The 26,343-nt window shown below is 62.0% G+C and carries 20 protein-coding genes; 7 read left to right on the top strand and 13 right to left on the bottom strand.

Features of this window, described 5'->3' with window-relative positions:
• Window positions 1-99: 99 nt before the first annotated feature.
• The 8 genes from JFN90_RS10170 to JFN90_RS10205 form a co-directional block, all read right to left on the bottom strand.
• Complete coding sequence (locus JFN90_RS10170) at window positions 100-2,154, bottom strand: LPS-assembly protein LptD (RefSeq protein WP_236018933.1); 2,055 nt, start codon at window positions 2,152-2,154, stop codon at window positions 100-102.
• Between the two features lie 247 nt (window positions 2,155-2,401).
• Entirely contained in the window at window positions 2,402-3,676 is a 1,275-nt protein-coding gene (locus JFN90_RS10175) for a bifunctional folylpolyglutamate synthase/dihydrofolate synthase (protein WP_199395010.1), read from the bottom strand.
• Between the two features lie 61 nt (window positions 3,677-3,737).
• Entirely contained in the window at window positions 3,738-4,364 is a 627-nt protein-coding gene (locus JFN90_RS10180) for a LysE family translocator (protein WP_199395011.1), read from the bottom strand.
• 139 nt (window positions 4,365-4,503) lie between these two features.
• On the bottom strand, window positions 4,504-5,352 hold the full coding sequence (gene accD / locus JFN90_RS10185) for an acetyl-CoA carboxylase, carboxyltransferase subunit beta (RefSeq protein ID WP_199395012.1): 849 nt from the start codon (window positions 5,350-5,352) through the stop codon (window positions 4,504-4,506).
• A gap of 141 nt (window positions 5,353-5,493) precedes the next feature.
• A complete protein-coding gene (trpA, locus tag JFN90_RS10190) occupies window positions 5,494-6,294 on the bottom strand; it encodes a tryptophan synthase subunit alpha (RefSeq protein WP_199395013.1) in 801 nt (266 codons plus the stop codon).
• A 203-nt stretch (window positions 6,295-6,497) separates the two neighbouring features.
• Complete coding sequence (locus JFN90_RS10195) at window positions 6,498-8,702, bottom strand: methyl-accepting chemotaxis protein (protein ID WP_199395014.1); 2,205 nt, start codon at window positions 8,700-8,702, stop codon at window positions 6,498-6,500.
• A 5-nt stretch (window positions 8,703-8,707) separates the two neighbouring features.
• Window positions 8,708-9,067, bottom strand: a complete 360-nt coding sequence (locus JFN90_RS10200) for a cytochrome C (protein ID WP_199395015.1) — start codon at window positions 9,065-9,067, stop codon at window positions 8,708-8,710.
• A gap of 60 nt (window positions 9,068-9,127) precedes the next feature.
• Entirely contained in the window at window positions 9,128-10,432 is a 1,305-nt protein-coding gene (locus JFN90_RS10205; RefSeq protein ID WP_199395016.1) for a cytochrome C, read from the bottom strand.
• Between the two features lie 245 nt (window positions 10,433-10,677).
• On the opposite strand from JFN90_RS10205, the gene JFN90_RS10210 reads away from it, so the two are divergent.
• The 3 genes from JFN90_RS10210 to JFN90_RS10220 all read left to right on the top strand — a co-directional run bounded on the left by JFN90_RS10210 (window position 10,678) and on the right by JFN90_RS10220 (window position 13,364).
• The gene (locus tag JFN90_RS10210) at window positions 10,678-12,516 is read left to right on the top strand and encodes a cytochrome C (protein WP_199395017.1); all 1,839 of its coding nucleotides are present in this window, start codon (window positions 10,678-10,680) and stop codon (window positions 12,514-12,516) included.
• 9 nt (window positions 12,517-12,525) lie between these two features.
• Complete coding sequence (locus tag JFN90_RS10215) at window positions 12,526-13,056, top strand: epoxyqueuosine reductase QueH (protein ID WP_199395018.1); 531 nt, start codon at window positions 12,526-12,528, stop codon at window positions 13,054-13,056.
• A gap of 95 nt (window positions 13,057-13,151) precedes the next feature.
• On the top strand, window positions 13,152-13,364 hold the full coding sequence (locus JFN90_RS10220; protein ID WP_199395019.1) for a DUF2905 domain-containing protein: 213 nt from the start codon (window positions 13,152-13,154) through the stop codon (window positions 13,362-13,364).
• 152 nt (window positions 13,365-13,516) lie between these two features.
• On the opposite strand, the gene hpnI is transcribed toward JFN90_RS10220, so the two are convergent.
• From hpnI to JFN90_RS10235, 3 genes are all read right to left on the bottom strand, one after another.
• A complete protein-coding gene (hpnI, locus tag JFN90_RS10225; protein WP_199395020.1) occupies window positions 13,517-14,689 on the bottom strand; it encodes a bacteriohopanetetrol glucosamine biosynthesis glycosyltransferase HpnI in 1,173 nt (390 codons plus the stop codon).
• Window positions 14,689-15,255: a tRNA (mnm(5)s(2)U34)-methyltransferase gene (locus JFN90_RS10230; protein WP_199395021.1), complete on the bottom strand. Its 567-nt coding sequence runs from the start codon at window positions 15,253-15,255 to the stop codon at window positions 14,689-14,691. Before JFN90_RS10230 ends, hpnI begins: the two co-directional genes overlap by 1 nt.
• Before the next feature lie 228 nt (window positions 15,256-15,483).
• A complete protein-coding gene (locus tag JFN90_RS10235; protein ID WP_199395022.1) occupies window positions 15,484-18,132 on the bottom strand; it encodes an MMPL family transporter in 2,649 nt (882 codons plus the stop codon).
• A gap of 231 nt (window positions 18,133-18,363) precedes the next feature.
• Between JFN90_RS10235 and shc the strand changes: the two genes are divergently transcribed.
• The 4 genes from shc (at window position 18,364) to hpnH (ending at window position 24,598) form a co-directional block, all read left to right on the top strand.
• Window positions 18,364-20,406 carry a squalene--hopene cyclase gene (gene shc, locus JFN90_RS10240; protein ID WP_199395023.1) on the top strand — a complete coding sequence of 681 codons (2,043 nt, stop codon included), beginning with the start codon at window positions 18,364-18,366 and terminating at the stop codon, window positions 20,404-20,406.
• A 9-nt stretch (window positions 20,407-20,415) separates the two neighbouring features.
• Window positions 20,416-21,408: a hopanoid-associated sugar epimerase gene (hpnA, locus tag JFN90_RS10245; protein WP_199395057.1), complete on the top strand. Its 993-nt coding sequence runs from the start codon at window positions 20,416-20,418 to the stop codon at window positions 21,406-21,408.
• 157 nt (window positions 21,409-21,565) lie between these two features.
• Window positions 21,566-23,473, top strand: a complete 1,908-nt coding sequence (gene dxs / locus JFN90_RS10250; protein WP_199395024.1) for a 1-deoxy-D-xylulose-5-phosphate synthase — start codon at window positions 21,566-21,568, stop codon at window positions 23,471-23,473.
• Window positions 23,474-23,599: 126 nt separating this feature from the next.
• The gene (gene hpnH, locus JFN90_RS10255) at window positions 23,600-24,598 is read left to right on the top strand and encodes an adenosyl-hopene transferase HpnH (RefSeq protein ID WP_199395025.1); all 999 of its coding nucleotides are present in this window, start codon (window positions 23,600-23,602) and stop codon (window positions 24,596-24,598) included.
• A gap of 105 nt (window positions 24,599-24,703) precedes the next feature.
• Here the strand turns inward: hpnH and JFN90_RS10260 are convergent, their stop codons facing one another.
• On the bottom strand, window positions 24,704-25,045 hold the full coding sequence (locus JFN90_RS10260) for a cupin domain-containing protein (protein ID WP_199395026.1): 342 nt from the start codon (window positions 25,043-25,045) through the stop codon (window positions 24,704-24,706).
• 91 nt (window positions 25,046-25,136) lie between these two features.
• Window positions 25,137-26,300: a hypothetical protein gene (locus tag JFN90_RS10265; RefSeq protein WP_199395027.1), complete on the bottom strand. Its 1,164-nt coding sequence runs from the start codon at window positions 26,298-26,300 to the stop codon at window positions 25,137-25,139.
• Window positions 26,301-26,343 lie beyond the last annotated feature (43 nt).

Below are 26,343 nucleotides of genomic sequence, written 5' to 3' on the forward strand. Positions count from 1 at the left end.
TCTGCGAAGCGGCGCCCTTTTTCAGCCGACTATTGTAGATACACCGGGAAAAGCAAAAGTGTCAACTTCTTAGCCTGGGAGCGCTGCCGTCAACCCGACTTAGAAGGTCTGGATCGGCCCCAGCGATCCCAGTCCGGCCAGCGAGAAGTTGATGGTGAACTGTTTCTCGCCGCTTACCTGGTGGCTGCTGACCCGGTCCGAATAGGCGAGAATCACGCTCCAGCACTGCTGCCGGTACTCCAGGGCGTAGCGCGATTCGAGAAAGCCCCCCTTGTCGAAGGAGTAGCGCCCCAATAGATCCGCCGTGAGCTGGCTGGTGAGCGGGAAGGTGACCCCGGCCCCGAGGTAGTCGAGTTCCTCGCGGCTGTACCGATAGGTGATGCTGGCCTGGTTGCGCCCCTCTCCCTTGACCTGCAGCCCGAGGTTTGCGGTGGACACCACGTTGTCGTTCGTGTTGTAGCGGCCGTCGACGAGCAGGGACAGGTCCTTCAGCGGGGTAACCACGCTCTCCAGCATCAGGTCGGTGAGGCGATTCCCCTCGTCCACCAGGGTAAGCAGGTCGCGGCGCTGCCCGGTAAACTGGTACCCCTGGGAAAGCTTCAGGTAGAGGAGGTCCCGGTACTCGTCCGGCATCCCTTCCCGCACGTACTTGCGGGTGAAGGTATTGGCGACGGACCAGTAGGCGATGCTCTGCCCGAGCACCCGGTCGCCGTAGTCGTAGAAGGGGAGGTCTTCGTCACTGCGCCGCTGCACGTAGTTGTATTGCAGCGCGGGGACCAGCAGGTGCCGCAGGGTGCCGTTGTCGTAGATCCGCTCCAAGGGCAGCGACAGTGCGCCGCCGCCGTCGGCCTGGCCGATCTGGCGCCAGCCGGTCTCTGCGGTGTCGCCGTGCGCGTTGTACATGCGCTGCTGGAACGCGCCGAAGAGGGAGAAGTCCAGGATACCCGCGGGCTTCGCGTAGTAGCTGACACGGGGGTGCAGGACGAGGCGCTGCCCGGTCGGCCCCACCGCGTGCTCGAAGTTGGTCAGGCTGGAATCCATGGAGAAGAACACCGGCCCCAGCTTTTCTCCGGCGGCGATAAAGCCGAAGGTGGGGAGGCGCTGCAGCGTGGCGCGGTTGTTGGGCGCCTCGAGGTCCTGGTCGTAGCGTAGCGCACCGAAAAGGCCGTAGCGCTCCCAGCGCCGGTCGAAGGAGACCGACGACTCCAGCAGCTGGCGATTGTATTCGCCGGAGAACTCGCCGTAGTCGAGGTAGTACTTGCGGTCCGAGACCAGGTGCACGGTGGAGGCGAGCGTCAATTCAGGCGTCAGCAGTTCCAGATGCTTTTGCTGCAACTCGCCGCGGAACTTGGACTCGTTGGTGTCGTAGATACCGAAGGCGCGCAGGCGCCCCTGGCTGTCGTTGGGGCGCAGGTACCGGTAATCGACGCCGGTGCCGACGCCGCGCGAGCTTTCGATGTCGAGGTCTAAGGTAGCCTCTTGGCTTGGGTCGATGGCCCAGTAATAGGGCTGATCCACGTAAAAGCCCTTCTTGGACGAGAAGCCGAGTTTCGGGATCATGAGACCTGACTGCCGCTCGGTGTTGGCGGGGAAGACCAGGTATGGGGTGTAAAAGATCGGGACGTTGTCCACGTAGAAGACCGCGTTTCTGGCGGTGGCGTACTCGTCCAGGGTGACGTCCACCTTCTTCGCCTCGAAGCGCCAACTCGGGTGCTCGCCGTCGCAGGTGGTGAAGACGCCGCGTTCGACTTGGTAGTCATCCTCGCCCGTTTTCAAAAGCCGCGGGGCCCGCAGCCGGAAATTCGATTTCTTTATGAAGAGCTCTCCGTTCAGGAGCTCCCCTTTCTGGGTGAGCAGGTTCAGGAAGAGCTGGTCACCCTTCATGGTATCGCCACCGCGCTCAAGCAGCACGTTGCCCTCGGCGAGGGCGTCACTGGTCAGGCGCCGGTAGACGGCGCTGTCGGCGAGCAGGGAAGCCCCTCCCTGCATGATCTGCACGTGCCCCTGGGCATGGTAGCTCTCGGTCGGCGTGTCCACGTAGAGGGAATCCGCCTTCAGGGTCACCTCCTTGTCAGGCAACACCGCCTTGTCGGATGTGGCCGCTTTCTCAGCAGGGGCCGCCTTCGGGGCAGGGGGCGCCTTGCTGAAAGACATTGCGTTGTCCTTGCCATGGGCAACAGTCGTTGTCAGCAGCAGGTATGTGAGGAGCCACAAGGCTCTTGCAGGTTTCATCGGACTCCAACAGAAACATTGAAACGTGTTCTACGTTCTAGGTTCTAGGTTAAAAGCTCTCCGACTCCACAAGGGAGTAATTTCCAGCACCAGCAACAATTGAGGGTAAAGGTTCTGTCGTTCAACGCAGAACGTAGAACATAGAACGTAGAACGTTCTTGGTGGTTGTTCACCCTCTGAACGGCTCGAAGTTCCGGGACTTCAGGTGGCTGCGTGCCTCGCCCACGGTGAACAGGGACCCGCAGACCAGGATCAGGTCGTCGTCCTGGGCCAGGTTCCGGGCCAGTTCGATCCCCTGCGCCACACTCCCCGCCTCCATCGCCTCCACGCCAGCGCCGAAGCAGTAGGTGGCCAATTCTCCAGCGGGAAGGGCGCGCTCCAGGGCGGGAGCAACGGCGAAGACCCGGTCCACCAACGGCAGCAGCGGCGCCAGTATCCCGGAAAGCTCCTTGTCCGCCATCACCCCGGCCACCAGAAATAGCCGGCCGCGCGGGACGTCGGCAAGCGCCTCGGCGAGCGCGGTGGCCCCTGCCGGATTGTGGGCCCCGTCGAGCAATAGGCGCGGCGGACCGGGAAAAAGTTCCATCCTACCAGGCCAGCGCGCATTCGCCAGGCCGGCGATCATCGCCTGGGGAGTCACCGGGAAACCGACCGCCCGCATCAGCTCCGCAGAAGCCAGGGCAAGCGCCGCGTTGCCGCTTTGGTAGCGACCGTAAAGACCGCAGGAAAGGCCGTCCAGCGTGACGCCGACGCCGCGGTAGTTGAGCAGGCCGTCCAGCCAGAAGGCGTCGAAAGACTCTCCCTGGCGATAAAGCGGTGCGTCGAGCTGGGCCGCCTGGTGTTCGATGATGAACTGGGCGTCCCGCTCCTGTCGTGCCGAAATTATGGGGGCGCCGGGCTTACAGATGCCGGCCTTTTCCGCGGCGATATCCTCGATAGTTTTACCAAGATAATCGGTGTGTTCCAGTGAAATCGGCGCGATGGCGCAGAGTACCCCCGGCAGAATGTTGGTTGCATCGAGCCTCCCCCCCATCCCCGCCTCGAAAACGGCGATCTCCACGCCCGCTTCCGCGAAATGGAGGATGGCGAGAGCGGTGACGATCTCGAAGAAGGTGGTTTCCGCAGGCGCGGCGGCCATCACCATCTCTGCGAACCGCACCACGTCCGCCTCCCCTATTTCGGCGCCGTCGACCTGGATGCGCTCGGTGAAGGAGATCAGGTGCGGCGAGGTGAACAGCCCGGTCCGGTAGCCGCCAGATTTGAGGATGGAGCAGAGGAAGGAGGCCGTCGACCCCTTGCCGTTGGTGCCGACGATATGGACCGCCTTGAAGGCGTTCTGCGGGTTCCCCAACTTGGCAAGAAGGCGCGTGATCCTCTCCAGCCCGGGCTTGATGCCGAAGCGACCAAGGGCATAGATGTGCGCAAGTGTATCGGCGTAGGTCATGACAGGCGGGGATTATAGGTAAAGAAGGTGAAAAAGTCCATATTAATCCCGGTGACTCCGGCTACCGCTCCGGCCAGGCCAGACGCAGTCCCAGGGCGATCAGGATGCACCCGGCCCCCTGCCCGATCCGGTTCCCGGCGCCCGCACTGCGGTTCAGCCAGCGTCCGATCTCCCCGGAGAGGAGCGCAACCACGCCGAAGCCGAGCATGGTGAGCACGACGAAGGTGCTACCGAGGATCAGCATCTGCATCGGGACTCCGCCGCGGGCCCGGTCCACGAACTGCGGGAAGAAGGCGAGGAAAAAGAGGGCCACCTTAGGGTTCATGATGTTGGCCAGGATGCTCTGCCGGAAGATGACCCAGCACGACAGTTCCCCTGCCGCCCCATGCTGAACCAGGGAAGCCTTGCTGCGCAGCATCTTGAAGCCGATGTACATGAGATACGCCGCTCCGGCGTACTTCACGCAGGCAAACGCGGTGGCGGAGGAGGTGACCAGGGCGGAGAGGCCGACGATGGCGAAGAAGGTGTGGGCAAAATTCCCCAGTGCGAAGCCCGCCGCCGCCGCGAGGCCCGCCTTCCTCCCCTGCGCCACGCCCCGCGTCATCACGTAAATGATGTCGGGGCCGGGGGTGAAGATAAGCACGGTGGAGGTGAAGGCGAACAGGACCAGTTGGGAAAGGGAGACCATGGTGACCTCAGGTTAAGGTTAAGGTTAAGGTTGAGGAGCAGGTAAAAAGAAAGGTTAAGACTGTGAAGGGTGTAACCTCCTCTGCCTTAACCTTTCCTTGCTACGGTCGTGGTCTACTCAACCTCAACCTCGACCTGTTTTAGTTTCTGTACAGCATCTTCAGTATGCTGGAGAGCTGCGATTTCATCTTGGCGCGCTCCACGATGACGTCAACCATGCCGTGGTCGAGCAGGTACTCGGAACGCTGGAAGCCCTGGGGGAGCTTCTGGCGGATGGTCTGCTCGATGACGCGGGGACCGGCGAAGCCGATCAGCGCCTTGGGCTCGGCCATGTTGATGTCGCCCAGCATCGCGAAGCTCGCCGTGACGCCGCCGGTGGTCGGGTCGGTCAGGATGGAGACAAAGGGGAGACCGGCTTCGCGCAGCTTAGCGAGCGCCGCTGAGGTCTTCGCCATCTGCATGAGCGACAGGATGCTCTCCTGCATCCTGGCACCGCCGGAGGCGGAGACGATGATGCACGGGGTGCCCTCTGCCAGGGCGCGCTCGATGCCGCGGGTGATCTTCTCGCCGACCACGCTCCCCATGGAGCCGCCCATGAAGGAGAAGTCGAAGACGCAGAGCTGCACCGGGGTCCCCTCGATCTTGCCGGAACCGCAGACGATGGCATCCTTGCTGCCCCCCTTGGCCAGTGCCTGGTCGATGCGATCCTGGTAGCTCTTGCTGTCCTTGAACTCGAGAAAGTCGACCGATACGATGCCCGCGTCGAACTCAGTGAAGGTCCCCTCGTCGATGAGCAGCTCGATACGCTTCTTGGTGGAGACGCGGTAATGATGGCCGCACTTCGGGCAGACGTTCAGGTTGTTTTCGATGTCCTTCGTATAGATGGTCTCGTTGCAGCTGACGCACTTCGTCCAGAGCCCTTCCGGGACCTTTACCTTGTGCTCCCCAGCCTTCGCCATCGGCGGATTATCCCTTTTGAACCAAGCCATATGTGCCCTCTTTTGGGGAAATGCCCCAAGTTGTTTTATTAAGACGTAAATCAGCGCTGATTCTTAGCAGATCGCTCATGCTATGTCAAACAAAACGGTGCGGCGCCGCCGCTAACTTTCTGAAAACACGGACGATTATTTCTAAGCCCCCTGCCGCACCCCTTGTTTTAAAGCGGAGACGAAGGAGGAGACCTCCCGCAGCAGTTCCTCACCTTGGTACTTCTCGAAATACTTCACCAGGGCGCTTCCCACCACCACGCCGTCGGCGACCCGGGCCACTTGGCCCGCTTGCTCGGGGGTGGAGATGCCGAAGCCCACCACGAGGGGGAGGCTCAGCGCGTTGCGCACCTCGGTGACGCGATCGGCCAGCGTATCGGCGACGGCGGTCCTCGCACCCGTGACCCCGGTGACGGAGACGTAGTAGATGAAGCCTGAGCCCTGGCGCGCTACGGAATCGACCCGGGAGGCGTCGGAGGTGGGGGTCAGCAGGAAGATCAGGTCCAGACCGCAGCGGTCGGTGTGCTCCTTGAGTTCGGGCGCCTCCTCGGGGGGAAGATCGACCACCAGGAGGGCGTCCACGCCGGCCTGGGCGGCGTCGCAGGCGAAACGCTCGGCGCCGTAGGCGAAGATCGGGTTGAAATATCCCATGAGGACGATGGGCACCTGGGTCCGGGTCCTGAGCCGGGTCACCAGTTCCAGTATCCCGGGGAGCGTGGTACCTGCGGCCAGTGCGCGATCAGAGGAGAGCTGGATGGTCGGCCCGTCGGCCATGGGGTCGGAGAAGGGAACCCCCAGCTCGATCAGGTCGGCACCCGCCTGCTCCAGCGCCAGCACGACCTGCTCGGTGGCGGCGAGGTCGGGGTCGCCTGCGGTGACGAAGGTCACCAGCGCCTTTTCCCCGCGTGACTTCAATGCTGCGAATCTATCGGCAATCCTGCTCATGGTCACTCCTTGACACGTTCAAAGGTTTGTAGCCGTTACCCCCCTTTGCGAAGGGGGGAAGCAGGAATCGAGCGGAGAAGAGAGTGCTCTACCATGGCTCGACTCCGGCCCCGCGCCGCGGCCGGTCTCCCCTTATAACAAAAAAAGTCCCCCTCGGGGAGAGGGGGATTTAGTCGGTGCTGCAAAAAAATTCTCGGCGCGCTCTAAATCTTAAACGCGTCCATCTCCTGCTTCAGCATCTCGGTCTGGCGGAAGAGCTTGTAAACCGCCTCATCCATGACCCGGGTCGCTTCGAGGTTGGCATCGGTGGCCTGCTGAATATCCTCGACCGACATGACGATCTGCTCGGAACCGCGGGTCTGCTCGTCGCAGGCGCGCTTTATGTGGCGGATCATCTCGGTGATGCTCTCGGTGGACTGGGCGATCAGGTTGCCCACCTTGTTCTGCTCACGGGTAGAGGAGAGCACCTGAGAGGTCAGGCTCTTCATGTTCTCGACCGCAGCCATGATCAGCTCGCTCCCCTGCCCCTGCTCGCGGGTCGCCTTGGCGATCTGGGACACCATCTCGGAAACCTGCTCCATGGCCTCGCGGATCATCTGGCTCCCCTTGGCCTGCTCGACCGTGGTGCGCGCGATTTCGCTCACCTGGGCAGTCGCCTCGGCGACGCCGACTACGATCTTGGTGAGCGCCTCGCCCGATTTCTGCGACAACAGCTCGCCGTCGGCGATGGAGCGCTCGGCTTGGTCGATGGCTTCGACGGCGCGCTGGGTCTCCTCCTGGACGCCCCGAATCACCAGGGAGATCTCCCGGGTGGAACTGGAAGTGCGCTCGGAGAGTTCCTTGATCTCGTCGGCCACCACGGCGAACCCCTTGCCGTGCTCGCCGGCCTGCGCCGCGATGATGGCGGCATTCAGGGCCAGAAGGTTGGTCTGCTCGGCCACCTCATCGATGACCGAGAGAATGTCGCCGATGTCGGCGGCACGCTCGGAGAGGGTGGTGACGACCTCGCTGGTGATCTTGGAGGCGCGCTTGATCTCCTGCATGCCGTTGATGACGGCGTCGACCGCCTCGCGCCCGGTCTCGGCGTCGATGCGAACCGCCTTGGAAATGGCGGCAGTTTCGTTGGCGTTTCTTTCCACTTGCTTGATGGAGCTGTCCATCTCCATGACGGAGGAGGCGGTGGCGGTGGAAACTTCCATGAGGCTCACCACGCCGTTGCCGACCTGCTTGATGGAGGCCCCCATCTCGACGATGGAGGAACTCACCTCGTTCACGGAGAGGGCCAGGTTCTCCATGTTTTGCACCACCTCTTCGACACTGGAAGCCATCTCCAGGATGGAGGAAGAGCTTTCGGAAGCCGAAATGGAGAGGGAGTCGACCCCGTGGGCCACCCCTTTCACCGAGGTGTTGATCTGCACGATGGCGGCGGAGGTCTTAGAGACGCTCTCGGCCTGGGTCTTGGCGGAACCGACCACCGAATGCGAGGCCTTGGCCATGGTATCGGAGATGCCGGCCAACTCGTTGGAGGAGCGGGAAACCTTGCCGATCATCCCGGAGAGCTTGCCGACCATCTCGTTGAAGTCGCTCCCAAGTTTGCCGATTTCGTCGTGATTGCCCATCGCGACCTGGGCGGTGAGGTCACCCCCGGAGCCGCTGTTGACCGCCTCGGCCATCACCGAGAGGCGGGAAACGATGTTGCGGGTGATGAGGAGCCCGAGCAGAATCGCCAGGGCCACCGCCACCAGGATAACCGCGGCGAACGTGATCCCCGCGGATTGCTGGATGTCGCTCACCTGCTTGTTCGCGTCGGTCATCCGGTTGCCGACCTCGACCAGGATGTCGTCCAGATCCTCCTTGGCCTTGTCGTTGGCGGTGGCGATCTCCTCGTTGGCAAGCTGGTTCAGCCGCTGGTCGGCAAGCGCATCCTTGGCCGCCTGGCTCATCGCCCCGGCGGGGACCCCCTTCATGAGCGTCTGCTTGCGGGCGATCAACTCATCGGCGACCTTCTCGAACTCGCCCAAGCTGACCAGGAACTGCCGGGTGCGCTTCTCGACCACGCTCCCCTTGGCCACCGGGAGCACTCCCAGCTTCTTGTTCCCTTCCAGGATGATCTGGGCCTGACTAAGCAGGGTGTCCCGCTTCATCTGATAGTCGTCGATGTACTCCTGGAGCTTCTCCGGGTCGTTGGGAACCAGGGCCGCCTGCATCAGGCTCACGTGGCAGTACTTCTGGGTCACTCCCATGAGGAGCACCAGCTTTTGCTGCTTGGCGAGCTGCTCGAGGATGTTCTGGATCTGTCCGCCGACCCTCTTGATGTTGAGGGCGCCAAAGCCGCCGGTGAAGGCGACCAACAAGGCCATGATCAGGAAGGACCCGATCAGGCGGGTACGCAAGGTCAGGTCTTTCATTATAATTACTTCTCCGCTTCGGCGAGGAGGTAGTTCATCAGGTCCACGGAGGCCTTCACTTCGGCCTTGGTCATGTTGGAGTCCGGCTTCCTGAGCATCTTGATGCCGTAGGCTTTGGTGGCGTTACGGTCGAAGGGCTGCCCGGAGATGGGGGCGACACCGGTCTGGATGGCGACGATGGTGCGCTCCAGGGTGTGACATTTCACGCACTTGACCCTGACGATCTCGTAGTTGGCTTTCATGTTCGGCGGGAACGAGGAAGGATCGAGACGCATTGCGTCCCCCTTGCCGACAACCTTCAGCCCGGCATGGGCGGTGGCAGCGGTTGCTGCAACAAGGAGCATGGTAACCAGGAGCTTCTTCATAGTACGTCCTCCAAATTTATGTCGGCGGCGTCCGCCGTTTGGGCATGTCCGGACCGTCAGCTACATGCTGAAGGCGATGGAAGCAAAGGCGATGTTGCCGGTTCCTTCCGGGGCGATGCTGTGTGTGTATTCAATGGACATCCGTACGTTCTGCAGCGGAGCATAGGTGATGGCCGGGGTCAGGCGCTTGATGACGCCGTCGCCGGCATTCAGGTACTCGTAGCGGAACAGCGGGACGAGGTTCACCGGCGCGCCCATGTAGTACTCGGCCTCGAGGGCATAGGCCTTGCTGTCGACGGGAGCTTTCATGACGCCGAACTCGGGGTTGGAATCACGACCGAAGCTGCCGCTCCCCTTTAAGTGCAGCCGCTGGTAAAGGATGTCGGCCTCGGCGCCGATCCTCCTGAAGTTGTTCAGGTTCTGCGCCACGCCGCTGGCATTGAACTCGCCGTTTTGCCCCCAGTAGCCAAAGCCGCCGAGGGTCACACTCAGGTAGTCCCACAGGCTGTCCTTCTCCAGGTCGACCTCGGGCTCCTGCCCCTTGAAGTCGGTGCCGCCGATCTTCAAGGAGATGTGCCCGTAGCCGTCTTCCCGGTCCTGGCCGTTGCGATCCACGACACCGCCGGCGACGAAGACGCGGTTACCCAGCAGGGCGTTCAGTTCCACTCCGTCCTCGGTGGCATCGCTGCTGAAGGGGGAGGCGCCGACGCGGTAGGTGGTCGAGGCATAGGACGGTACCGGCAGGATACGGTTGCTCTTCTTCCACAGCGAAAGCTTCGGCTCGAAGCGCCCCACCTTCACGTTGACCGGGCTACCGACGGCCTGGCGCCAGACCAGGAACAGCTCGTCCAGGTCGGGGTCGTTGCTGGGGGGAACGTTGGTGTTGTTGGCAGGATTGGTGAGCGAGGAAGCCCGCTGCATCCCCTGGGAGTAGAGATTGTAGGTGGCGAAGAACCCGAACATGTCGCGGAACGAACCGCCGGCCTGCAGGGTGATCGACCTGGTGGAAAGGTCGACCTTGTTGCCGTCAGCGGCATCTTCGTCGTAGGCGATGTCTGCGGTCGCGGTAAGCGAGAGCGGTATCTGCTGGGGCAAACCCGAGATGAAGGACCACTCGTTGCCCGGCTCGGTGTCTTTAGCTGCCGCCTTCGCCCCCTCCTTCTTGTGAGGGTAGACGTAGCCGTTTTTCAGGAAGGCATCGCCGAACTCGTTGAGTTCGGGGTAGATGGTATGACAGGTGGAACATTCCGTCTTGTGTTGCCGGCTGAACGCCGGGATGGCGTTTGCCGTGCCCGGGGCGAGCAGGGGGGCACAGGAGATACCGAGAAGGAACATGACCGCTACAGTATGCTTTTTCAGAAACATGATTGGTCTCCTACACTGCTACCAGCGCTTAAATTAAATTACATTAACACTACTAAAGCGGCTCAATCCCTCACCACGTGCGTACTTGACGCGATTGGACTGGTGATTAATACAATATTGCAGAAGTGAAGTCAACTTAACAAAAAGCGAATTTGACCGGCTGTGAGCTAACACTCATTTTTCTATACTTTTTTGCTCTGGAAAATGCTATAAGGTAGCGTCTTAAATCTTTGGGAGGGCGTGCTATGCTGCTAAAAAGCCTTGTTTTCCTCATTCTCACTACGCTCCTGGTGGCGGGGTGCGGGGGTGGTTCCACCAACAATGCCACTGGAGTCTCTAAGCTTGCCCAGTCCCAAAAGTGCATGGACGCAAGCTGCCACGCCGGCTCGGTCTCGCCGGGAACCGGCGCCCTGATCGTCCAGGAGTGGCTGAACTCCACGCACAACACCAACAACGGTGCGGGATGCGCCGACTGTCACGAGCCCCACCCCGGTCACCCGGAGTCCTGTGCCAAATGTCACGGCGGCGGCAGTGGCGTGGCGACGCAGAACCCCGACGCCTCGCGCAAGTGCAACAAATGTCATGGGCTGTCGCACCCCAACGACATCCAGGTGAGGCTCGCGCCGCAGCACTTCGGCAACATGACCGCGAGCATCAACAACAGCACCTACCGCGCCTCGTACCTGAGTTCCAACTACATCGGCAACTGCCGCAAATGTCATAACCCGCACGACCCGACCACGGCGATGTCGGCCAACGCCGAGTGGGCCGAGTCCGGACACGGCGACGTCCTCTCCGGCGCGAGAACCCGCTACGAGTTCAAGACCCGCGGCAGCTACGAGCCGGTCAACTTGACCTTCCAGTACTACTGTGTGCGTTGCCACACCTCCACCGGTTACATCAACTTCGTGACCAGCGGTTTCTCCGACGTGAGACCCTTCGCCGGCCCCGGCTACAAGGTGGTGCAGAACTACCCGGTCAAGGTCGCACCTGGTGCCGCGCAGCCTGCGGACGCCCCCTCGCCGGATAAAACCAAAGAAGTCACCGCCTGCAACGTCTGCCACGACAACGGGGCCGGCCGGGCCTACAGCTGGGCCACCCGCGCGGTACCGGCCTACCGTGGCTATTACAACTTCTCGTCGGCCAACAGCTCCCCGACGGTAAAGCTCAACGACAAGGTCACCGTCTACCCCGACCTCAGCAAATCGAACATCTGCATCCCCTGCCATGCCGGCCGCGGTGTAGGCACCATGATCTATGACGCGCAGGCTGCCGGGATGGACTTCAGCAACACAACCGCGCCGGGAGCCCATGACCGGGCCGCCGCAACGCTGATCTTCGAGACCGGCGGCTACGAGTTCCCCGGCAGGAACTATACTCCGACCAGGTTCCTCCACGGCAGCATCGGCGTGGCCAATACGCGCGGAACCGGCAACACTGGCCCCTGCGTGACCTGCCACATGGAATCGGCCACCCCGCACGGCTTCGAACCCGTGGAGAAGGACGGCGCAGGCAAGATATCGACCATCCTCAGCACGGCGTGCGCCCACTGCCACACCGGCGACCCGGTACAGCTGACTCCGGCGGTCCTGCAGACCGAGAAGAATGGTTACGCTGCGGCGATCGCCATGCTGAACGTCCTCAAGACGGATTCGACACTGCCGGTCAACCCGCTCAACCCCTCGCGCTCGAAGGTGCGCCCCTTGGCCAACAAGAACTCTGACTACAACGCGGCCTTCCCCGGCGGCGGCGCCAACACCATGGGGGCCTTCTTCAACTCGAGCCTCCTGCAGAACGATCCCGGAGCCTTCGCGCACAACCACCAGTACACCAAGCGGCTCATCTACGACTCCATCGACTGGCTGAACAACGGTGTGCTCGATAACGATGTCGAAGCTGCCATCAACAACGCGACCCTGGCGGTCAACAGCAGCACCGGCAAGGTATCTCTCAGCAATCCGATCCTGGGCGGGTACTACATCACGGCGCGGCTTCCGACTGTCGACTATTCGGCCGCCTTCGCCCAGGTCAAGGCCGACGCCATCACCTGGCTGCTGGGCGGCCCCGGCGGGGCACGTCCGTAAGGGCAGAGCATGAAGATACTTCTGCACATCTGCTGCGCGCCCTGTGCCATCTATCCGGTGAAGGAACTAAGATCCGCCGGGCTCGATGTCACGGGGCTCTTCTTCAACCACAACATCCACCCGTTCACCGAGTACAAGCTGCGCATGGAGGCCTTGAAGACCTACGCGAAGCTGGTGGAGTTGGAGGTGCTCTACCGGGAGGAATACCTCCTGGAGGAATTTCTCTCCAACGTGGCTGGTGAACCAGAGGGGCGCTGCGCCTACTGCTACCGCTCCCGTTTGGAGGAGGCCGCGCGCACCGCGGCGGAGTTGGGGTTCAAGAAATTCACCTCCACCCTGCTCTACAGCCGCTATCAAAACCAGCAGATGATCAGCGAGTTCGGTGTCAAGCTGGGCGAGCGCTACGGCGTCGAATTTCACTACGAGGACTTCCGCACCGGCTGGCAGGAAGGGATCAATCTCTCCAAGGAGATGGGTCTGTACCGTCAGAAATACTGTGGCTGCATCTACAGCGAGAAGGAACGCTACGTCAGGAAATAACAAGCCCGGCAACAGCTAAAAAGGGGACTGGCTCCGCAGGTGCCTGTCCCCTTTTACTTTCGCCTCCCGTAAGAACATACCTTCGAGACTAAGCCATGCCTTCATTCGGAAAATCACTCATCATCCTCGGCTTGATCATCGCCGCCATCGGCGCGCTCTTCACCTTCGCCGGCAAGATCCCATGGCTGGGGCGGCTGCCGGGCGACATCTACGTGAAGAAGGAAAACTTCACCTTCTACTTTCCCCTCGCCACCAGCATCATCATCTCGCTGATTCTCTCCCTCATCCTCTGGCTGTTCCGTAAATAAAGAAGATAGATTTCATGGCGCTCTTTGCGCCTACTTTTCGTGGTTCTTTGCGTAACGGCTTTTAAAAGCGGTTGCGCAAAGAACGCTGAGTATCCGCGAAGAACACGAAGGAGACTTTGGGGGCAAACCTAAGGCAGATGCACTACAAGGGATCAGTTCGAACCAGCGTCCCCCCCTTTGCCTTTATCTTCCAGCGCCACGATCTTTCCCCCCTTCTCCAGCAGGAACAGGTCACCGCGCCAGCGCACGCGCTTGCCTACGAGCGACAGCGCCCACACGCCAAATGACAACGCGTCCCGCAGCGGCAGGAGCCAGAGCCAGCACGGCAGAAGCCGATCCTTGACCAGCAGTTGACTATAGGCGGTGCAAACGGCGGACCGCACCAGGTAGAGCAGCGCGGCAGCCAGCCACCCCGAACTGGTGAAGCCGGCGAGCAGCAGCGCGAGAACCGCACCGGGGAACGGCAGCGTGATGCCGGAAGCGAGGTACCCGCCAGGCCGGGAGACCCGCATGGTGCGCCCCCAGCGCAGTTGCCGCGACAGGAGTTCGGAGAGCTTCTCGTCGCCGCGCATCATGCTCTCCACGAAGTACGGCGAGAGCTCCAACCGGTAACCGGCCCGATGGATCATGTTGCCCAACTGGTAGTCGTCGGCCAGGTAATCGACCAGCGCCTCGAAACCGCCGATCCGCTCCAGTGCCTCCCGGCGCACCGCCATCGACGCCCCCAGCGCGAAGGAAAGCCCCTCCAGTTTCAGCGCGGCCATCACGTTGGGTATCATCTCGCAGCAAAAGCCCAGAGCCTCGACGGCGCAGCCGGTGCCCGCCACCTGCGAGCTGCGGTACAGCGAGGTGACCAGCCCGACCTCGGCGTCGGCAAAGGGGGCGCAGACCTGGCGCAGGTACTGGTCCCCCACCCTGATGTCGCTGTCGCAGACCACCAGCAGCGGGTGCTTCGCCTTGGCGTAGGCGTGCATCAGGTTGCAGACCTTGTAGTTCGCCCCGTGGATGGCCGGATCGACCACCAGCTCGATATCCGTCTCCGGGTAGGCCCGCACCAACTGCCTGATGATGGGTATCACGGGATCATCGCACGAGGCGACCGCGAAAACGATCTGGTAGCAGGGGTAGTCCTGGCGGCAAAAAGAGGAGAAATTCTCGAAGCTGTCGCCGTCCACGCCCCGCACCGGCTTCAGGATGGAGACCGCTGGCGCGTGCTCGGCAAGGGGCGCTGGCGCCGCGAAGAAGCTGCGGCCGCAGTAATAGGTGATCGCGGCGTAGGCGAGAGCAGGTGTAACGGAAAGGAACGGGAGGACTTCGTGCAACATCAGCGGATCCTTTCCACCAGCACCAGGTACGGTGCCGTTTCGGGGCGGTTCAGTTGCCGGTGTCGCCAGACGTTGAACCGGCCCGGGTGCAGTGCGGCGGCCCACCCTTCTACCGCGGCCGCTTCCTCGGGGCCGCCGGCGTGACCGGTGTAGAGGGCGATAGTGATGATCCCGGCCGGTGCCAGCAGTTCCGCCGCCTGACCAAGGGCGGAGATGGTATTGGCCGGATCGGTGATGAAGGTGGTGTCACCGCCAGGGAGGTAGCCCAGGTTGAAGGCGGCCGCCCGCACCCCAGGCGTTACGAATTCGGCGAGCCGCTCGTGTCCCGCCTCGACGAGCCTTACCTGTGCCAGCCGCCCTTCCTGCTGCAGCAGCTCACGCGTCGCCGCGATGGCACGGGGCTGGACGTCGAAGGCCCAGACCGTCCCCTCCTGCCCGACCAGTTCCGCGAGCAGGGCGGTATCGAGGCCGTTGCCGCAGGTCGCGTCGACCACAACGTCTCCGGGCTGCACCCGTTCCCTCAGAAAGTAATGCGACAGCGGCACCGCCCCGCGCAGCGTTTCCATACATTGCTCCTCTTAAAAACATAAAACGCGCCACATGGAGGATGTTGCTCTACCCACCGCACATGACCCCAGAGTCCCCCCCTTTGCGAAAGAGGGGACAGGGGGGATTTGCCCCTGCGGCACCAGCAACATCTCATAAAGCCCAAGGCGAAATCCCCTCTGTCTCCCCTTCGCAAAGGGGAGGAGGCGAGTTCTCGCGTTGCGCTTCGTGGCATTGGCGTCAGGTCTTTACTTTTTTGCCCCCAGCGTCAGCACCGCCGGCAGCGTCACCATGAACGCGATCTGACAGGCGACCATCCCCAGCGACATCACGGCGCCGATGCTGAACACCCCCTGGTGCCGCGCCACCATGAGCGCCCCGAAACTCGCCATGATGGTAAGGGTGTTCAGCAACACCCCGACCCCGGTGGAGCTCAGTATCACCCCCGCCGCACTCCCTTCCTCGCGCCGATACCGGTTGATGATGTAGATCCCGGAATCGACCGCGATCCCCAACACCAGCGGCATGACGATGATGTTGGCGGAGTTGAAGCTGATGCCGAAGAGCCACATGCCGCTCACCATGAAGAGAAGCCCCACCAAAAGCGGCACCAGCCCGATCAGCGCGAACTTCACACTCCTGAAAGCGAAGAGGAGAATCCCGACGATGGCGACGAAGGCGTAGATGAAGGCGAGTCGGTAGGAGTCGCGCATGATGGTCATCGACTCGTAGACCATGACCGGTTCCCCGGTGGCATGCGGGTCCACGCTCCTCACCTCGTCCAGGAAGGCCTTGAGCGGATCGCGGTTGAAGATCTCCCCCTTGGGAGCCACCTGCAGCATGAGCTTCCCGGTCTTGCCGACGAACCGGGAACGAAGCTCCTTGGGTACGTCCGCCTCGCTGACCGGCTTCGCCGCCAGGCTCTGCTTCAGGAGTTCGATCTTGGCCGGGAGTTCCTTGAACATCCCACCCTGGAAATCCTGGAGCATCCCGACCGCGTTTTTGTCCCGCTCCTTCTCCAACCCGGCGAAGAACTTGTCGAGAGTGGCCACGAAGGCCGCAGCCTGTTTCGCCTCCGGGCGCCGCTCCTTCTCCAGCCGCTCCTTGAGCGCGACTGCGGCGTTTCTAAATGCCTCGAATACCTTGGGGAGCTCCATGAGCGAGAGGTTTTCCTCGTAGGGTGCCGGCTTCACGTCGGCAAGCTCCCGTTGCAGCGCGGCCAGTTCCGCGAGCTTCTCCTGCTGGTGGTCCGGCACCAGGGTGTTGAGGCTCACCACGTGGTCGACGCTCGGCAGCCGCTCCAGCCGGGCGGTCTTCGCCTGCGCATCCGCGGCGTTGTTGGCGGTGACCACGGCGAAGTAGCCGCTGTTCTCCTTGCTCCTCATCAGCTTGTAGGCATAGGTGACCGACTCCAGCCCCTTGGCCTGCAGGTTCATCAGGTTGTAATCGAACGAGATCCTGGACAGGGGATAGAGCGAGGCGACGCATAGCGCCAGGGTGAGGCCGATGACCAGCCTGGGGCGGCCGAAGAGGAGCCGCGCCATTACCCCGTGCTCGCTCAACCGTGCCACCGCTGCCGGCTTGCGCGCCTTGCGGTACCGGGCGAGCAGCACCAGCAGGGCGGGGAGCACGGTGAAGGTGACCAGGACGCAGATGACCACCCCGCCGGCGGCGATGATGCCCAGTTCGGCGATGCCGCGGAAGTCGGTGAAGACGAAGGTGAGGAAGGCGGCGGCGACGGTGGCGGCGGCCATGACGATGGCCCAGACGTTCCTGGTTAGCCCTCTTTCCAGGGCGACCATTTCCCCCGCCCCCAGTTGCAGCTCTTCCTGGTAGCGCAGCACCACCTGGATGCCGTACTCGATGCCGATGCCGATCAGCATGATGGCGAACACCATGGAGAGTATGTTCAGGTGCCCGACGGCGAGGGTGGCGAAACCAAAGGAGAGCGAGATGGCAACCAGCAGCGACACCATGGCCGCAGTCACGTTCAGTACCCCCCGGAAGGCGAAAAGAAGCAGGACCACGGTCAGCACCAGGGAGATCACCGTCGCAAGGGTGATGTCCTTCTCGCTGGTGGTCATCTCCTCATGCTCCAGCACCGGAGTTCCGGTCAGGCCCACGCTCACCCCCTTGAACTCGGGCAGGGCCTTCAGACGGGCGACCTCGGCGCGGACCACGGCTATGGCCGCCTTGGCGGGGACGAAGCCCGCCATGTCCCGCACCGGGAGCGCGGTCAGTATCTGCTGGCGTCCCGCGCGCGCGAAGGCGGAATCAGGGTTCATGAAGACGCTTTCCATCGAAGGGACGCTTCCCTTGCCGGTCCCGAAGCTGGTGAAGCCGGCGCCCAACTTGTCCAGCATGAACAAAATGCCCGGCAGCTGTTTCTCGTCGCCGGCCAGGTACCGGTCGATGCTCCCCGTCATGTAGGTGAACAGGGTTTGCACCGAGGGTGAGGCGGAGAGGGCCCGCAACGCGGGCGCCGCCAGGGTCAGGTTGCGGCGCAGCTCCTTTATGTCCTCAAGCGACATGAACAACAGTCCGTTGTCCCGGAAATAGGGAAGTGCAAAGGGATAGAAGACGTCGGAGAAGTGCCTCTTGTCCTTGGCGAGCGTGTCGTGCAGTCGGCTGCCGAAGTTCCCCACCTTCTCGGCGTCGTCCCCCTCGATCACCACCACGATGTCCTCGGTGCTGCCGAACTCGGCGCGGAAGGCACGGTAGTCGCGGTTGAAGGAGGTGTTCTGCGGCATCAGGTCATCGCGGCCGGTGAGAAACTCCATGCGCTGGGTGGTGAGCCAGATGGAGAGTACGGAGGCAACCAGCGCCACGGCCAGCACCAGCCAGGGGCGGCGCGCCGCGAGGGAGAACAGGAGGCTTGCTTTAGGGGCTTCATTCATAAGATCATTGGCCTTTTCCGGACATTAAATTAAGCCCCTGCAACCTAGCATACACGGAACGCACAATCAACTGCACCGAGCAAATCCCTGTTTTCATTAGGAAAAAAAACGGACATCAGGAAAAAACAGTGTACCTTTTGTCAAATTCATGGTAGATTTCCATCCTTGTAACTATATACAAAGCAGCTACACTGAGTTAACACTCACCAATCCGGCAGAAAGGAGTATGTGGTGACTTCCCCCTTCAAACACCCCATATCACATGCACTCACCTCATTCAACGGCACCGTTAGTGAGCCGGAGTTGAACGTCGAACACAAGGCAGGGGCAACGGTGCACCAGTTTCCCCCCGCTCTCTGGAAGAGTAAGCCTGGCAAGGCAAAGAGTGCTCTCGATCTCGCCATTGAAGGTAGCCGCGACTTCTTCTTCCGCGAACAGCTCCCCAAAGGTTATTGGTGGGCGGAGCTGGAATCCAATGTCACCATAACCGCAGAATATATAATGCTGCTCCACTTCCTTGGCCTTGTCGATCACGAGCGCCAGCGCAAGATGAGCAACTACCTCCTCTCCAAGCAGACCGAGGAGGGATTCTGGACCATCTATTACGGCGGTCCGGGCGACCTCTCCACCACCGTCGAGGCCTATTTCGCCCTGAAGCTCGCCGGCTACCCCGCGGAGCACCCGGCGCTGCAGAAGGCGCGTGCCTTCATCCTCTCCAAGGGGGGCGTGATCAAATCACGCGTCTTCACCAAGATCTTCCTGGCGCTCTTCGGCGAGTTCGACTGGCTCGGCGTGCCCAGCATGCCGGTGGAACTGAACCTGCTCCCGAACTGGGCCTATATCAACATCTACGAGTTCTCCAGTTGGGCCAGGGCGACCATCATCCCGCTCTCCATCGTGATGTTCAAGCGGCCGGTGCACAAGGTCGCCCCCGCGCAAAGGGTGCAGGAACTGTTCGTGCGACCGCCGCGCGCCATCGACTACACCTTCACCAAGGAAGAAGGCATCTTTACCTGGAAGAACTTCTTCATCGGCCTGGACCACATGCTCAAGGTGTACGAGCGCAGCCCGATCCGCCCCTTCCGCAAGCGCGCCATGACCAAGGCCGAGGAGTGGGTGCTGGAGCACCAGGAGGAGTCCGGGGACTGGGGCGGGATCCAGCCGGCCATGCTGAACGCGGTATTGGCGCTAAGCGTCCTCGGCTACGACAACGAGCATCCGGCCGTGGCCCAGGGGCTGAAAGGGCTGGAGCACTTCTGCATTGAGTCCGACGAGCAACTCGTGCTGCAGTCCTGCGTCTCGCCGGTGTGGGACACCGCGCTCGCCCTCAAGGCACTGGTGGACGCCGGGGTGCCGTCCGACCACCCCTCGTTGGTGAAGGGCGCGCAGTGGCTTTTGGAGCGCGAGGTGAGACGCCCCGGGGATTGGAAGATCAAGGCCCCCGACCTCGAGCCGGGCGGCTGGGCCTTCGAATTCCTGAACGACTGGTACCCGGACGTCGACGACTCCGGCTTCGTCATGATCGCCTTGAAGGGGATCGAGGTGAAGAACCGTAAGGAGTTGGACGCCGCTGTGAAAAGGGGCATCGACTGGTGCCTGGGGATGCAGAGCAAAAACGGCGGCTGGGGTGCCTTCGACAAGGACAACACCAAGCACATCCTGAACAAGATCCCCTTCGCCGACCTGGAGGCGCTCATCGATCCGCCCACCGCCGATCTCACCGGCAGGATGCTGGAGCTGATGGGGACCTTCGGTTATCCCAAGACCTATCCGGCGGCGCAGCGCGCCCTGGAGTTCCTCAAGAAAAACCAGGAGCCGGAAGGTCCCTGGTGGGGGCGCTGGGGGGTCAACTACCTCTACGGCACCTGGAGCGTGCTCTGCGGGTTGGCCGCCATCGGCGAGGACATGCAACAGTCCTACATCAAGAAGGCGGTCAACTGGATCAAGTCGCGCCAGAATATCGACGGCGGCTGGGGCGAGACCTGTGAGTCCTATCACGACGCCACCCTCGCCGGGATGGGCGAGAGCACCGCATCTCAGACGAGCTGGGCACTGCTGGGGCTGATGGCCGCCGGCGAGGCGCACTCATCCACGGTGGTGCGCGGCATCCAGTACCTGATCTCCACCCAGAAGCAGGACGGGACCTGGGACGAGACGCAGTACACCGGGACCGGGTTCCCGAAGTACTTCATGATCAAGTACCACATCTACCGCAACTGCTTCCCGCTCATGGCGCTGGGGACCTACCGCACCCTCACCGGCGGGACGGAGTAGCGGTTGGCCATGAGAGCCTTCGTCACCGGAGCCACCGGTTTCATCGGCGCGAGCATCGTGCGCGAGCTCCTGAAGGATGGATGGCAGGTGCGCGTGCTGGTGCGTCCCGGTTCCGACCGTCGCAACCTGGCCGGGCTCGACCTGGAACTGCACGAGGGGGATCTTTCCGAGCGCCAGTCACTGGTCAAGGCGCTTGCCGGATGTGACCTCCTCTTCCACGCCGCCGCCGATTATCGGCTCTGGACCCGGACGCCACAGGCGATGTATGATGCCAACGTGCTGGGCACCCGCAACATCCTTTCCGCGGCGCTGGCCGCCGGCGTCGGCAAGGTTGTCTACACCAGCAGCGTGGGGACCCTGGGCAACCCCGGCGACGGCACCCCCGGCAACGAGGAGACCGCGGTCGATTTCGTCGACATGGTCGGCGATTACAAGAAGAGCAAGTTCCTCGCCGAACGCGCCGCCGAGTCCTACCTGGAGAAGGGGCTGCCGCTGGTGATCGTGAACCCGTCCACTCCGGTCGGGCCGATGGACGTGAAGCCGACGCCGACGGGGAAGATCATCGTCGATTTCCTGAACGGCAAGATGCCCGCCTACCTCGACACCGGGCTGAACCTGATCGACGTCGAGGCGTGTGCGCGCGGCCACCTGCTGGCGGCACAAAAGGGAAGGATCGGACAGAAGTACATCCTGGGGAACCGCAACCTGACCCTCGCCGAGATCTTCGAGATGCTTTCGGCGCTCACGGGGCTTAAGGCGCCGCGGGTGAAGCTCCCCTACTACCCGATACTGTGGGCTGCCTACGCGAACCACGCGCTCTCCCTGGTCACCAGGCGCGAGCCGCTCATCCCGCTGGCCGGGGTGCAGATGGCGAGGAAGTTCATGTATTTCGATTCCGGCAAGGCGCAGGCCGAGCTCGGGTTACCGCAGACTCCCGTGGAAGACGCCCTGGAGCGTGCGGTGAAGTGGTTTAAGGACAACGGCTATGTCCAAAACCGTTAGCCACGGAGACAATCTGAGGAAATCTGAGAAAGGCCAAGACCGAGTCTGATGGTTTTAAACCTTGTGAAGGGTTTTCTCCGAAGTTCTCAGATGTTCTCCGTGGCCAACGGTTTTGATTTCATGTTTTTTTAATCGTTACGGGTTCTCAAGGAGATCCATGTACACATTGCTCAGCAAGATAAACGGTCCCGACGACCTGAAGAAGCTTGATGCCGAGGAGCTGGTGCTGCTCGCAGACGAAGTGCGCGGCTTCCTCATGGATTCGGTTGCGAAGACCGGCGGACACCTGGCCTCAAACCTTGGTGTCGTCGAGCTCAGCATCGCGCTGCACTACTGTTTCGACTCCCCGAAGGACAACATCGTCTGGGACGTCGGCCACCAGGCCTACACCCACAAGATCCTCACCGGACGACGCGACAGCTTCCACACCCAGCGCTGCTACAAGGGGATCAGCGGGTTCCCCAAACGCTCCGAGTCCCCCCACGACGCCTTCGGCGCCGGACACTCCTCCACCTCGATCTCGGCAGGGCTCGGCCTCGCCGTGGCCCACACCTTGAAGGACGACGGCGCCCGGGTCATCTCGGTGATCGGCGACGGCTCGCTCACCGGCGGCATGGCCCTGGAAGCGCTGAACCAGGCCGGACACCTGAAGAAAAACCTGATCGTGGTCCTAAACGACAACGAGATGTCCATCTCGAAGAACGTCGGCGCCCTCTCCTCCTTCATCTCCAGGAAGATGACCGGCACCTACTACCGCAGCCTCAAGAAGGAGATGGAGGGGCTTTTGGCCGGGATTCCGGCCATCGGCGGCAACATCCTGCACTTCGCCAAGAAGGCCGAGAATTCCCTCAAGGGATTCCTCACCCCCGGAACGCTCTTCGAGGCGCTCGGCTTTGAGTACGTCGGCCCCATCGCCGGCCACGACATCCCGACACTTCTGGGCGTGCTGGAAAACGTGAAGCGGCTGGAAGGCCCCATCCTCCTGCACGTCATGACCAAGAAGGGGAAAGGGTACGGCCCGGCCGAGGACATGCCGGACAAGTTCCACGGCGTCGCCCCCACCAAGCCGGCCAGCGCCACCACGAGCAAGCAGGCTCCCCCCTCCTACACCAGCGTCTTCGGCAACACCCTGGTGAAGCTCGGGGAGAAGGACGAGAAGATTCTCGCCATCACCGCGGCCATGCCCGACGGCACCGGCCTCACCCCGTTCGCCGAGAGGTTCCCGGACCGTTTCTTCGACGTCGGCATCGCCGAGCAGCACGCGCTTACCTTCGCGGCAGGGCTTGCCGCGGAGGGGTTCCGCCCGGTCGCCGCCATCTACTCGACGTTTACCCAGCGCGCCTATGATCAGGTCTTCCACGACATCTGCCTGCAGAAGCTTCCGGTCACCCTGGCGCTGGACCGCGCGGGCCTGGTGGGCGACGACGGCCCGACCCATCACGGCGCCTTCGACCTGTCGTACCTGCGCCACCTCCCCGAGCTGACCGTGATGGCGCCCAAGGACGAGAACGAACTGCAGCACATGCTGAAAACCGCCATCTACCTCGGCCGACCCGTCTCCCTGCGCTACCCGCGCGGCGCCGGCTTCGGCGCGGCAATGGACAAGGAACTGAAGGCGCTCGAGGTCGGCAAGGGGGAACTGCTGGTCGAGGGGACCGACCTGACCCTGGTCGCCGTCGGCTCCACCGTCTACCCGGCACTGGAAGCCGCCGCGCTTTTGAAGCAGAAAGGGATCTTCGCCTCGGTGGTGAACGCCCGCTTCGTGAAGCCTTTGGACCGCGAGCTGATCCTGGCCGAGGCCGGGCGCACCGGCTGCATCGTCACCGTCGAAGAGAACGCCCTTATGGGGGGCTTCGGCAGCGCCGTCCTCGAGGCGGTGGCCGATGCGGGGCTGACCGGCGTGCGGGTGAAGCGGATCGGCATCCCCGACAGCTTCGTCGAGCAGGGAAGCCAAAGCCAGCTCAGAGCCGACCTCGGGCTCGACGGCGCCGGCATCGCCGCCACCTGCCAGGCCTTCCTCAAGGGAGCCGGCAGCGTCCATCCGCAACTAACCGTAGTGAAGTAGCAGCGCTTTTAGTTATCAGTCAGACAGCTAGACGCGGGACAGGCCGAAAGCTTCATTTCCTCGGCCTGTCCCGTAGCCGTCTTTATCAGCCATCAACCAAAGAACAGCCGGAAGGATACCTCTACAATGCGTTTTCCGATGCGATTGAATTACGATCTCACCCGTTACATCATGGGCAACAAGATGAAGAAGCAGGAGAAGTATCCCCTGGTCCTCATGCTGGAGCCGACCCACCTCTGCAACCTCGCCTGCTCCGGCTGCGGCCGCATCAGGGAGTACGCCGACACCATCCAGGAGATGATGAGTCTCCAGGAGTGCCTGGACTCCGTGGACCAGTGCCCGGCACCGGTCGTCACCATCACCGGCGGGGAACCGTTCCTGTATCCCCACATCTTCGAGCTGATCGACGCTGTGTTGAAGAGAGGGAAGCACATCTACCTCTGCACCAACGCCCTGCTCCTGGAGAAGGCGCTGGACACCCTGAAGCCGCACCCCAACTTCGTGATCAACGTGCACCTGGACGGCATGGAAGAGACCCATGACCGCATCTTGGAGCGCCCCGGCACCTTCAAGATCGCCATGTCCGCCATCAAGAAGGCGAAGCAGCTCGGCTTCCGGCTCTGCACCAACACCACCATCTTCAAGGAAACCGACCTGATCGAGATCGAGATGCTCTTCTCCCACCTGAAGGATATCGGCGTCGACGGCTTCCTGGTCGCCCCCGGATTCGGCTACGAGGCCGTGGGTGAGAAGCTGTTCCTGGAGCGTCGCGAGATCCAGAAGAAGTTCGAGTCCGTGTACGAGATGAGCAAGCGTTTCCGCTTCTTCTCCACCCCCATGTACCTGAGGTTCCTGAAAGGGGAAAAGGAGCTCGAGTGCACCCCCTGGGGCAACCCGACCCGGAACCCGCGCGGCTGGAAGGCACCCTGCTACCTGATCACCGACGAGCACTACGGCAGTTTCGCCGAGATGATGGAGAAGACCCAGTGGGACAAGTACGGCGTCGGCAAGGACCCGCGCTGCGCCCAGTGTATGATGCACTGCGGCTTCGAGCCGACCGTTGTCGAAGAGATCGGCAAGAGCTGGAAAGAGATGTGGGAGATGTTCCTGTGGAACTTGACCTAAGGTCAGAGCCGTTCATCACCTGTTTAAAAAGAGAAGGGGCAGCCTCACGGCTGCCCCTTCTTGCATATGATCCACAGATTGAGCCACAGGTGGTCGCGTCTAAGCTCACTGCGGCTTGACTATGTCGACGGAAATCTCAACCGCAGGAATCCCCCCTCTGTTCTCAAGCCAGTGCGTGGTGTTCTTATCCTCGGGCCAGCCAACTCCCGGTCCGTACTCCGTCGCAACCCCATTTCGATGATCCGTTATTGTTCCTTGCAGTATATAGACCGTGCCCGGTCTGTCTTTATGATCGTGCATCGGGCCGAAGACACCTCCGGGTTCGATGGTAACCATGCGCATTCGGAGTTGGCGCCCTTCCATCCCCTCGATCTCTGGGCCGAGATCCACCGTTGCAAGTAACTTCACCGAAACACCTTTCGTTTCAGGAACCTCTTCATTGCTCATAGCGGTCTCCTTTTTGTGCTATGGCCTACGGACTTATAGGCAAGAGGGACTAGTCATTATTTTAGCATTCGGCCGGAGTCAAAGCTCCTACTTACTCGACCCCTGTCACCTTTATTTCCACTTTCTCCAGGGACACTTTCCCCTTAAGATCGAAGCGGTAGACCTTCCCCGTCTTCCAATCCTTGTCGAAACGAAGACGCATTTCGGTGCGACCCTTTCCAGGGGTCCCGTTGATGAAGACCTCTCCATTCTGGTAGTGGATCGAGATCGTGCGAGTCTCCCCCCCGGACTTTACCGTCAGGTCCCGACTCTCGCCCTCGGCGATGCGCACGGTGGCTTGCTCCACCGGCTGCTTCTGGCCTTGCACCTTCACCTCCCCCGAGAGGAGGGCGACTGCCACGGTGCGCGGCGGACCCGCCGGCGCTTGGGCGGCAGGCTGTCGTACCGTCGATTGGGCGGCCGGTTGACGCACCGGCGCAGGGGGAGCGGGAGCTACCGGTTGAGGCCGTGGCCGCTCCCTCTCGACGATGATCGTAGGCGGAGGTGCCAGGCGTTCCCTTTCGACGATGATCGTAGGCGGAGGTGCCAGGCGTTCCCTTTCACGTATTACCACCGGCGGTTCATCCCGCATGATGACCAGCCGCGGCACCTCCCGCTCGAATCGGGAAGAGCGGTCGTGAACCTGGATGAAGACATCCACTCCCCGTAACGCCAGCGGTCCCGAGGTGCCGGTGTCAGTATAGAGTTCACCCTTCGCCCAGTGCCGGTCATAGGGGAAACGCAGTCCTTCAAAGCTGAGGGCACCGCCGGCATAGGTTACGGTGAGATCGACCTCTCTCCCTTTGTAGTCGGCAACGCCGATCCTGCGGGTTTCACCGTCCGCGATGGTGAACGTCAACGGTTCGTAGTGGTGGTGGCGGTCGCCGATCTTGATCTCTCCTCCCTGCAAGCGAACCCGAATCAGCTCCCCGAAAGCCCCCTGCCCCCTGTGTATCGCATCGATGCGCTCCTGCCGTTCCCGCTCCAGCGCGGCCTGGCGTGCCCGTTCCCGCTCACGTTCCACAGCTTGGCGCCGAGCCCGCTCCTCCGCAGCCTGGCGGCGTTCCCGCTGTTCCTGCTCATACACCCGTATCGCCTCGATCCGCTCCGGCTCGCTCATCCGGTTCCACATTTCCTGGGGTACGCCATACATGTAGTTAGTGCAGCCCGCTAGCAAGGAAGCCAGGATCAGATAGATAATGGATATTTTCTTCATATGTGTATCTCCAAGTATTGGATGGGGATTGGCAAAGGTTCTC

Source organism: Geomonas propionica (assembly GCF_016458235.1).
Taxonomy (GTDB): Bacteria; Desulfobacterota; Desulfuromonadia; order Geobacterales; family Geobacteraceae; genus Geomonas; species Geomonas propionica.

Bases quoted from the DNA above. Each gene is read 5' to 3' on its own strand.
- hpnA (WP_199395057.1), top strand. From the start codon at position 20,416: ATGAGAGCCTTCGTCACCGGAGCCACCGGTTTCATCGGCGCGAGCATC.
- dxs (WP_199395024.1), top strand. From the start codon at position 21,566: ATGTACACATTGCTCAGCAAGATAAACGGTCCCGACGACCTGAAGAAG.
- accD (WP_199395012.1), bottom strand. From the start codon at position 5,352: ATGGCTTGGTTCAAAAGGGATAATCCGCCGATGGCGAAGGCTGGGGAG.
- JFN90_RS10180 (WP_199395011.1), bottom strand. From the start codon at position 4,364: ATGGTCTCCCTTTCCCAACTGGTCCTGTTCGCCTTCACCTCCACCGTG.
- JFN90_RS10205 (WP_199395016.1), bottom strand. From the start codon at position 10,432: ATGTTTCTGAAAAAGCATACTGTAGCGGTCATGTTCCTTCTCGGTATC.
- JFN90_RS10220 (WP_199395019.1), top strand. From the start codon at position 13,152: ATGCCTTCATTCGGAAAATCACTCATCATCCTCGGCTTGATCATCGCC.
- JFN90_RS10210 (WP_199395017.1), top strand. From the start codon at position 10,678: ATGCTGCTAAAAAGCCTTGTTTTCCTCATTCTCACTACGCTCCTGGTG.
- JFN90_RS10230 (WP_199395021.1), bottom strand. From the start codon at position 15,255: ATGGAAACGCTGCGCGGGGCGGTGCCGCTGTCGCATTACTTTCTGAGG.
- hpnI (WP_199395020.1), bottom strand. From the start codon at position 14,689: ATGTTGCACGAAGTCCTCCCGTTCCTTTCCGTTACACCTGCTCTCGCC.
- JFN90_RS10235 (WP_199395022.1), bottom strand. From the start codon at position 18,132: ATGAATGAAGCCCCTAAAGCAAGCCTCCTGTTCTCCCTCGCGGCGCGC.
- trpA (WP_199395013.1), bottom strand. From the start codon at position 6,294: ATGAGCAGGATTGCCGATAGATTCGCAGCATTGAAGTCACGCGGGGAA.
- JFN90_RS10265 (WP_199395027.1), bottom strand. From the start codon at position 26,300: ATGAAGAAAATATCCATTATCTATCTGATCCTGGCTTCCTTGCTAGCG.
- JFN90_RS10215 (WP_199395018.1), top strand. From the start codon at position 12,526: ATGAAGATACTTCTGCACATCTGCTGCGCGCCCTGTGCCATCTATCCG.
- JFN90_RS10260 (WP_199395026.1), bottom strand. From the start codon at position 25,045: ATGAGCAATGAAGAGGTTCCTGAAACGAAAGGTGTTTCGGTGAAGTTA.
- JFN90_RS10195 (WP_199395014.1), bottom strand. From the start codon at position 8,702: ATGAAAGACCTGACCTTGCGTACCCGCCTGATCGGGTCCTTCCTGATC.
- hpnH (WP_199395025.1), top strand. From the start codon at position 23,600: ATGCGTTTTCCGATGCGATTGAATTACGATCTCACCCGTTACATCATG.
- JFN90_RS10200 (WP_199395015.1), bottom strand. From the start codon at position 9,067: ATGAAGAAGCTCCTGGTTACCATGCTCCTTGTTGCAGCAACCGCTGCC.
- JFN90_RS10175 (WP_199395010.1), bottom strand. From the start codon at position 3,676: ATGACCTACGCCGATACACTTGCGCACATCTATGCCCTTGGTCGCTTC.
- JFN90_RS10170 (WP_236018933.1), bottom strand. From the start codon at position 2,154: ATGTCTTTCAGCAAGGCGCCCCCTGCCCCGAAGGCGGCCCCTGCTGAG.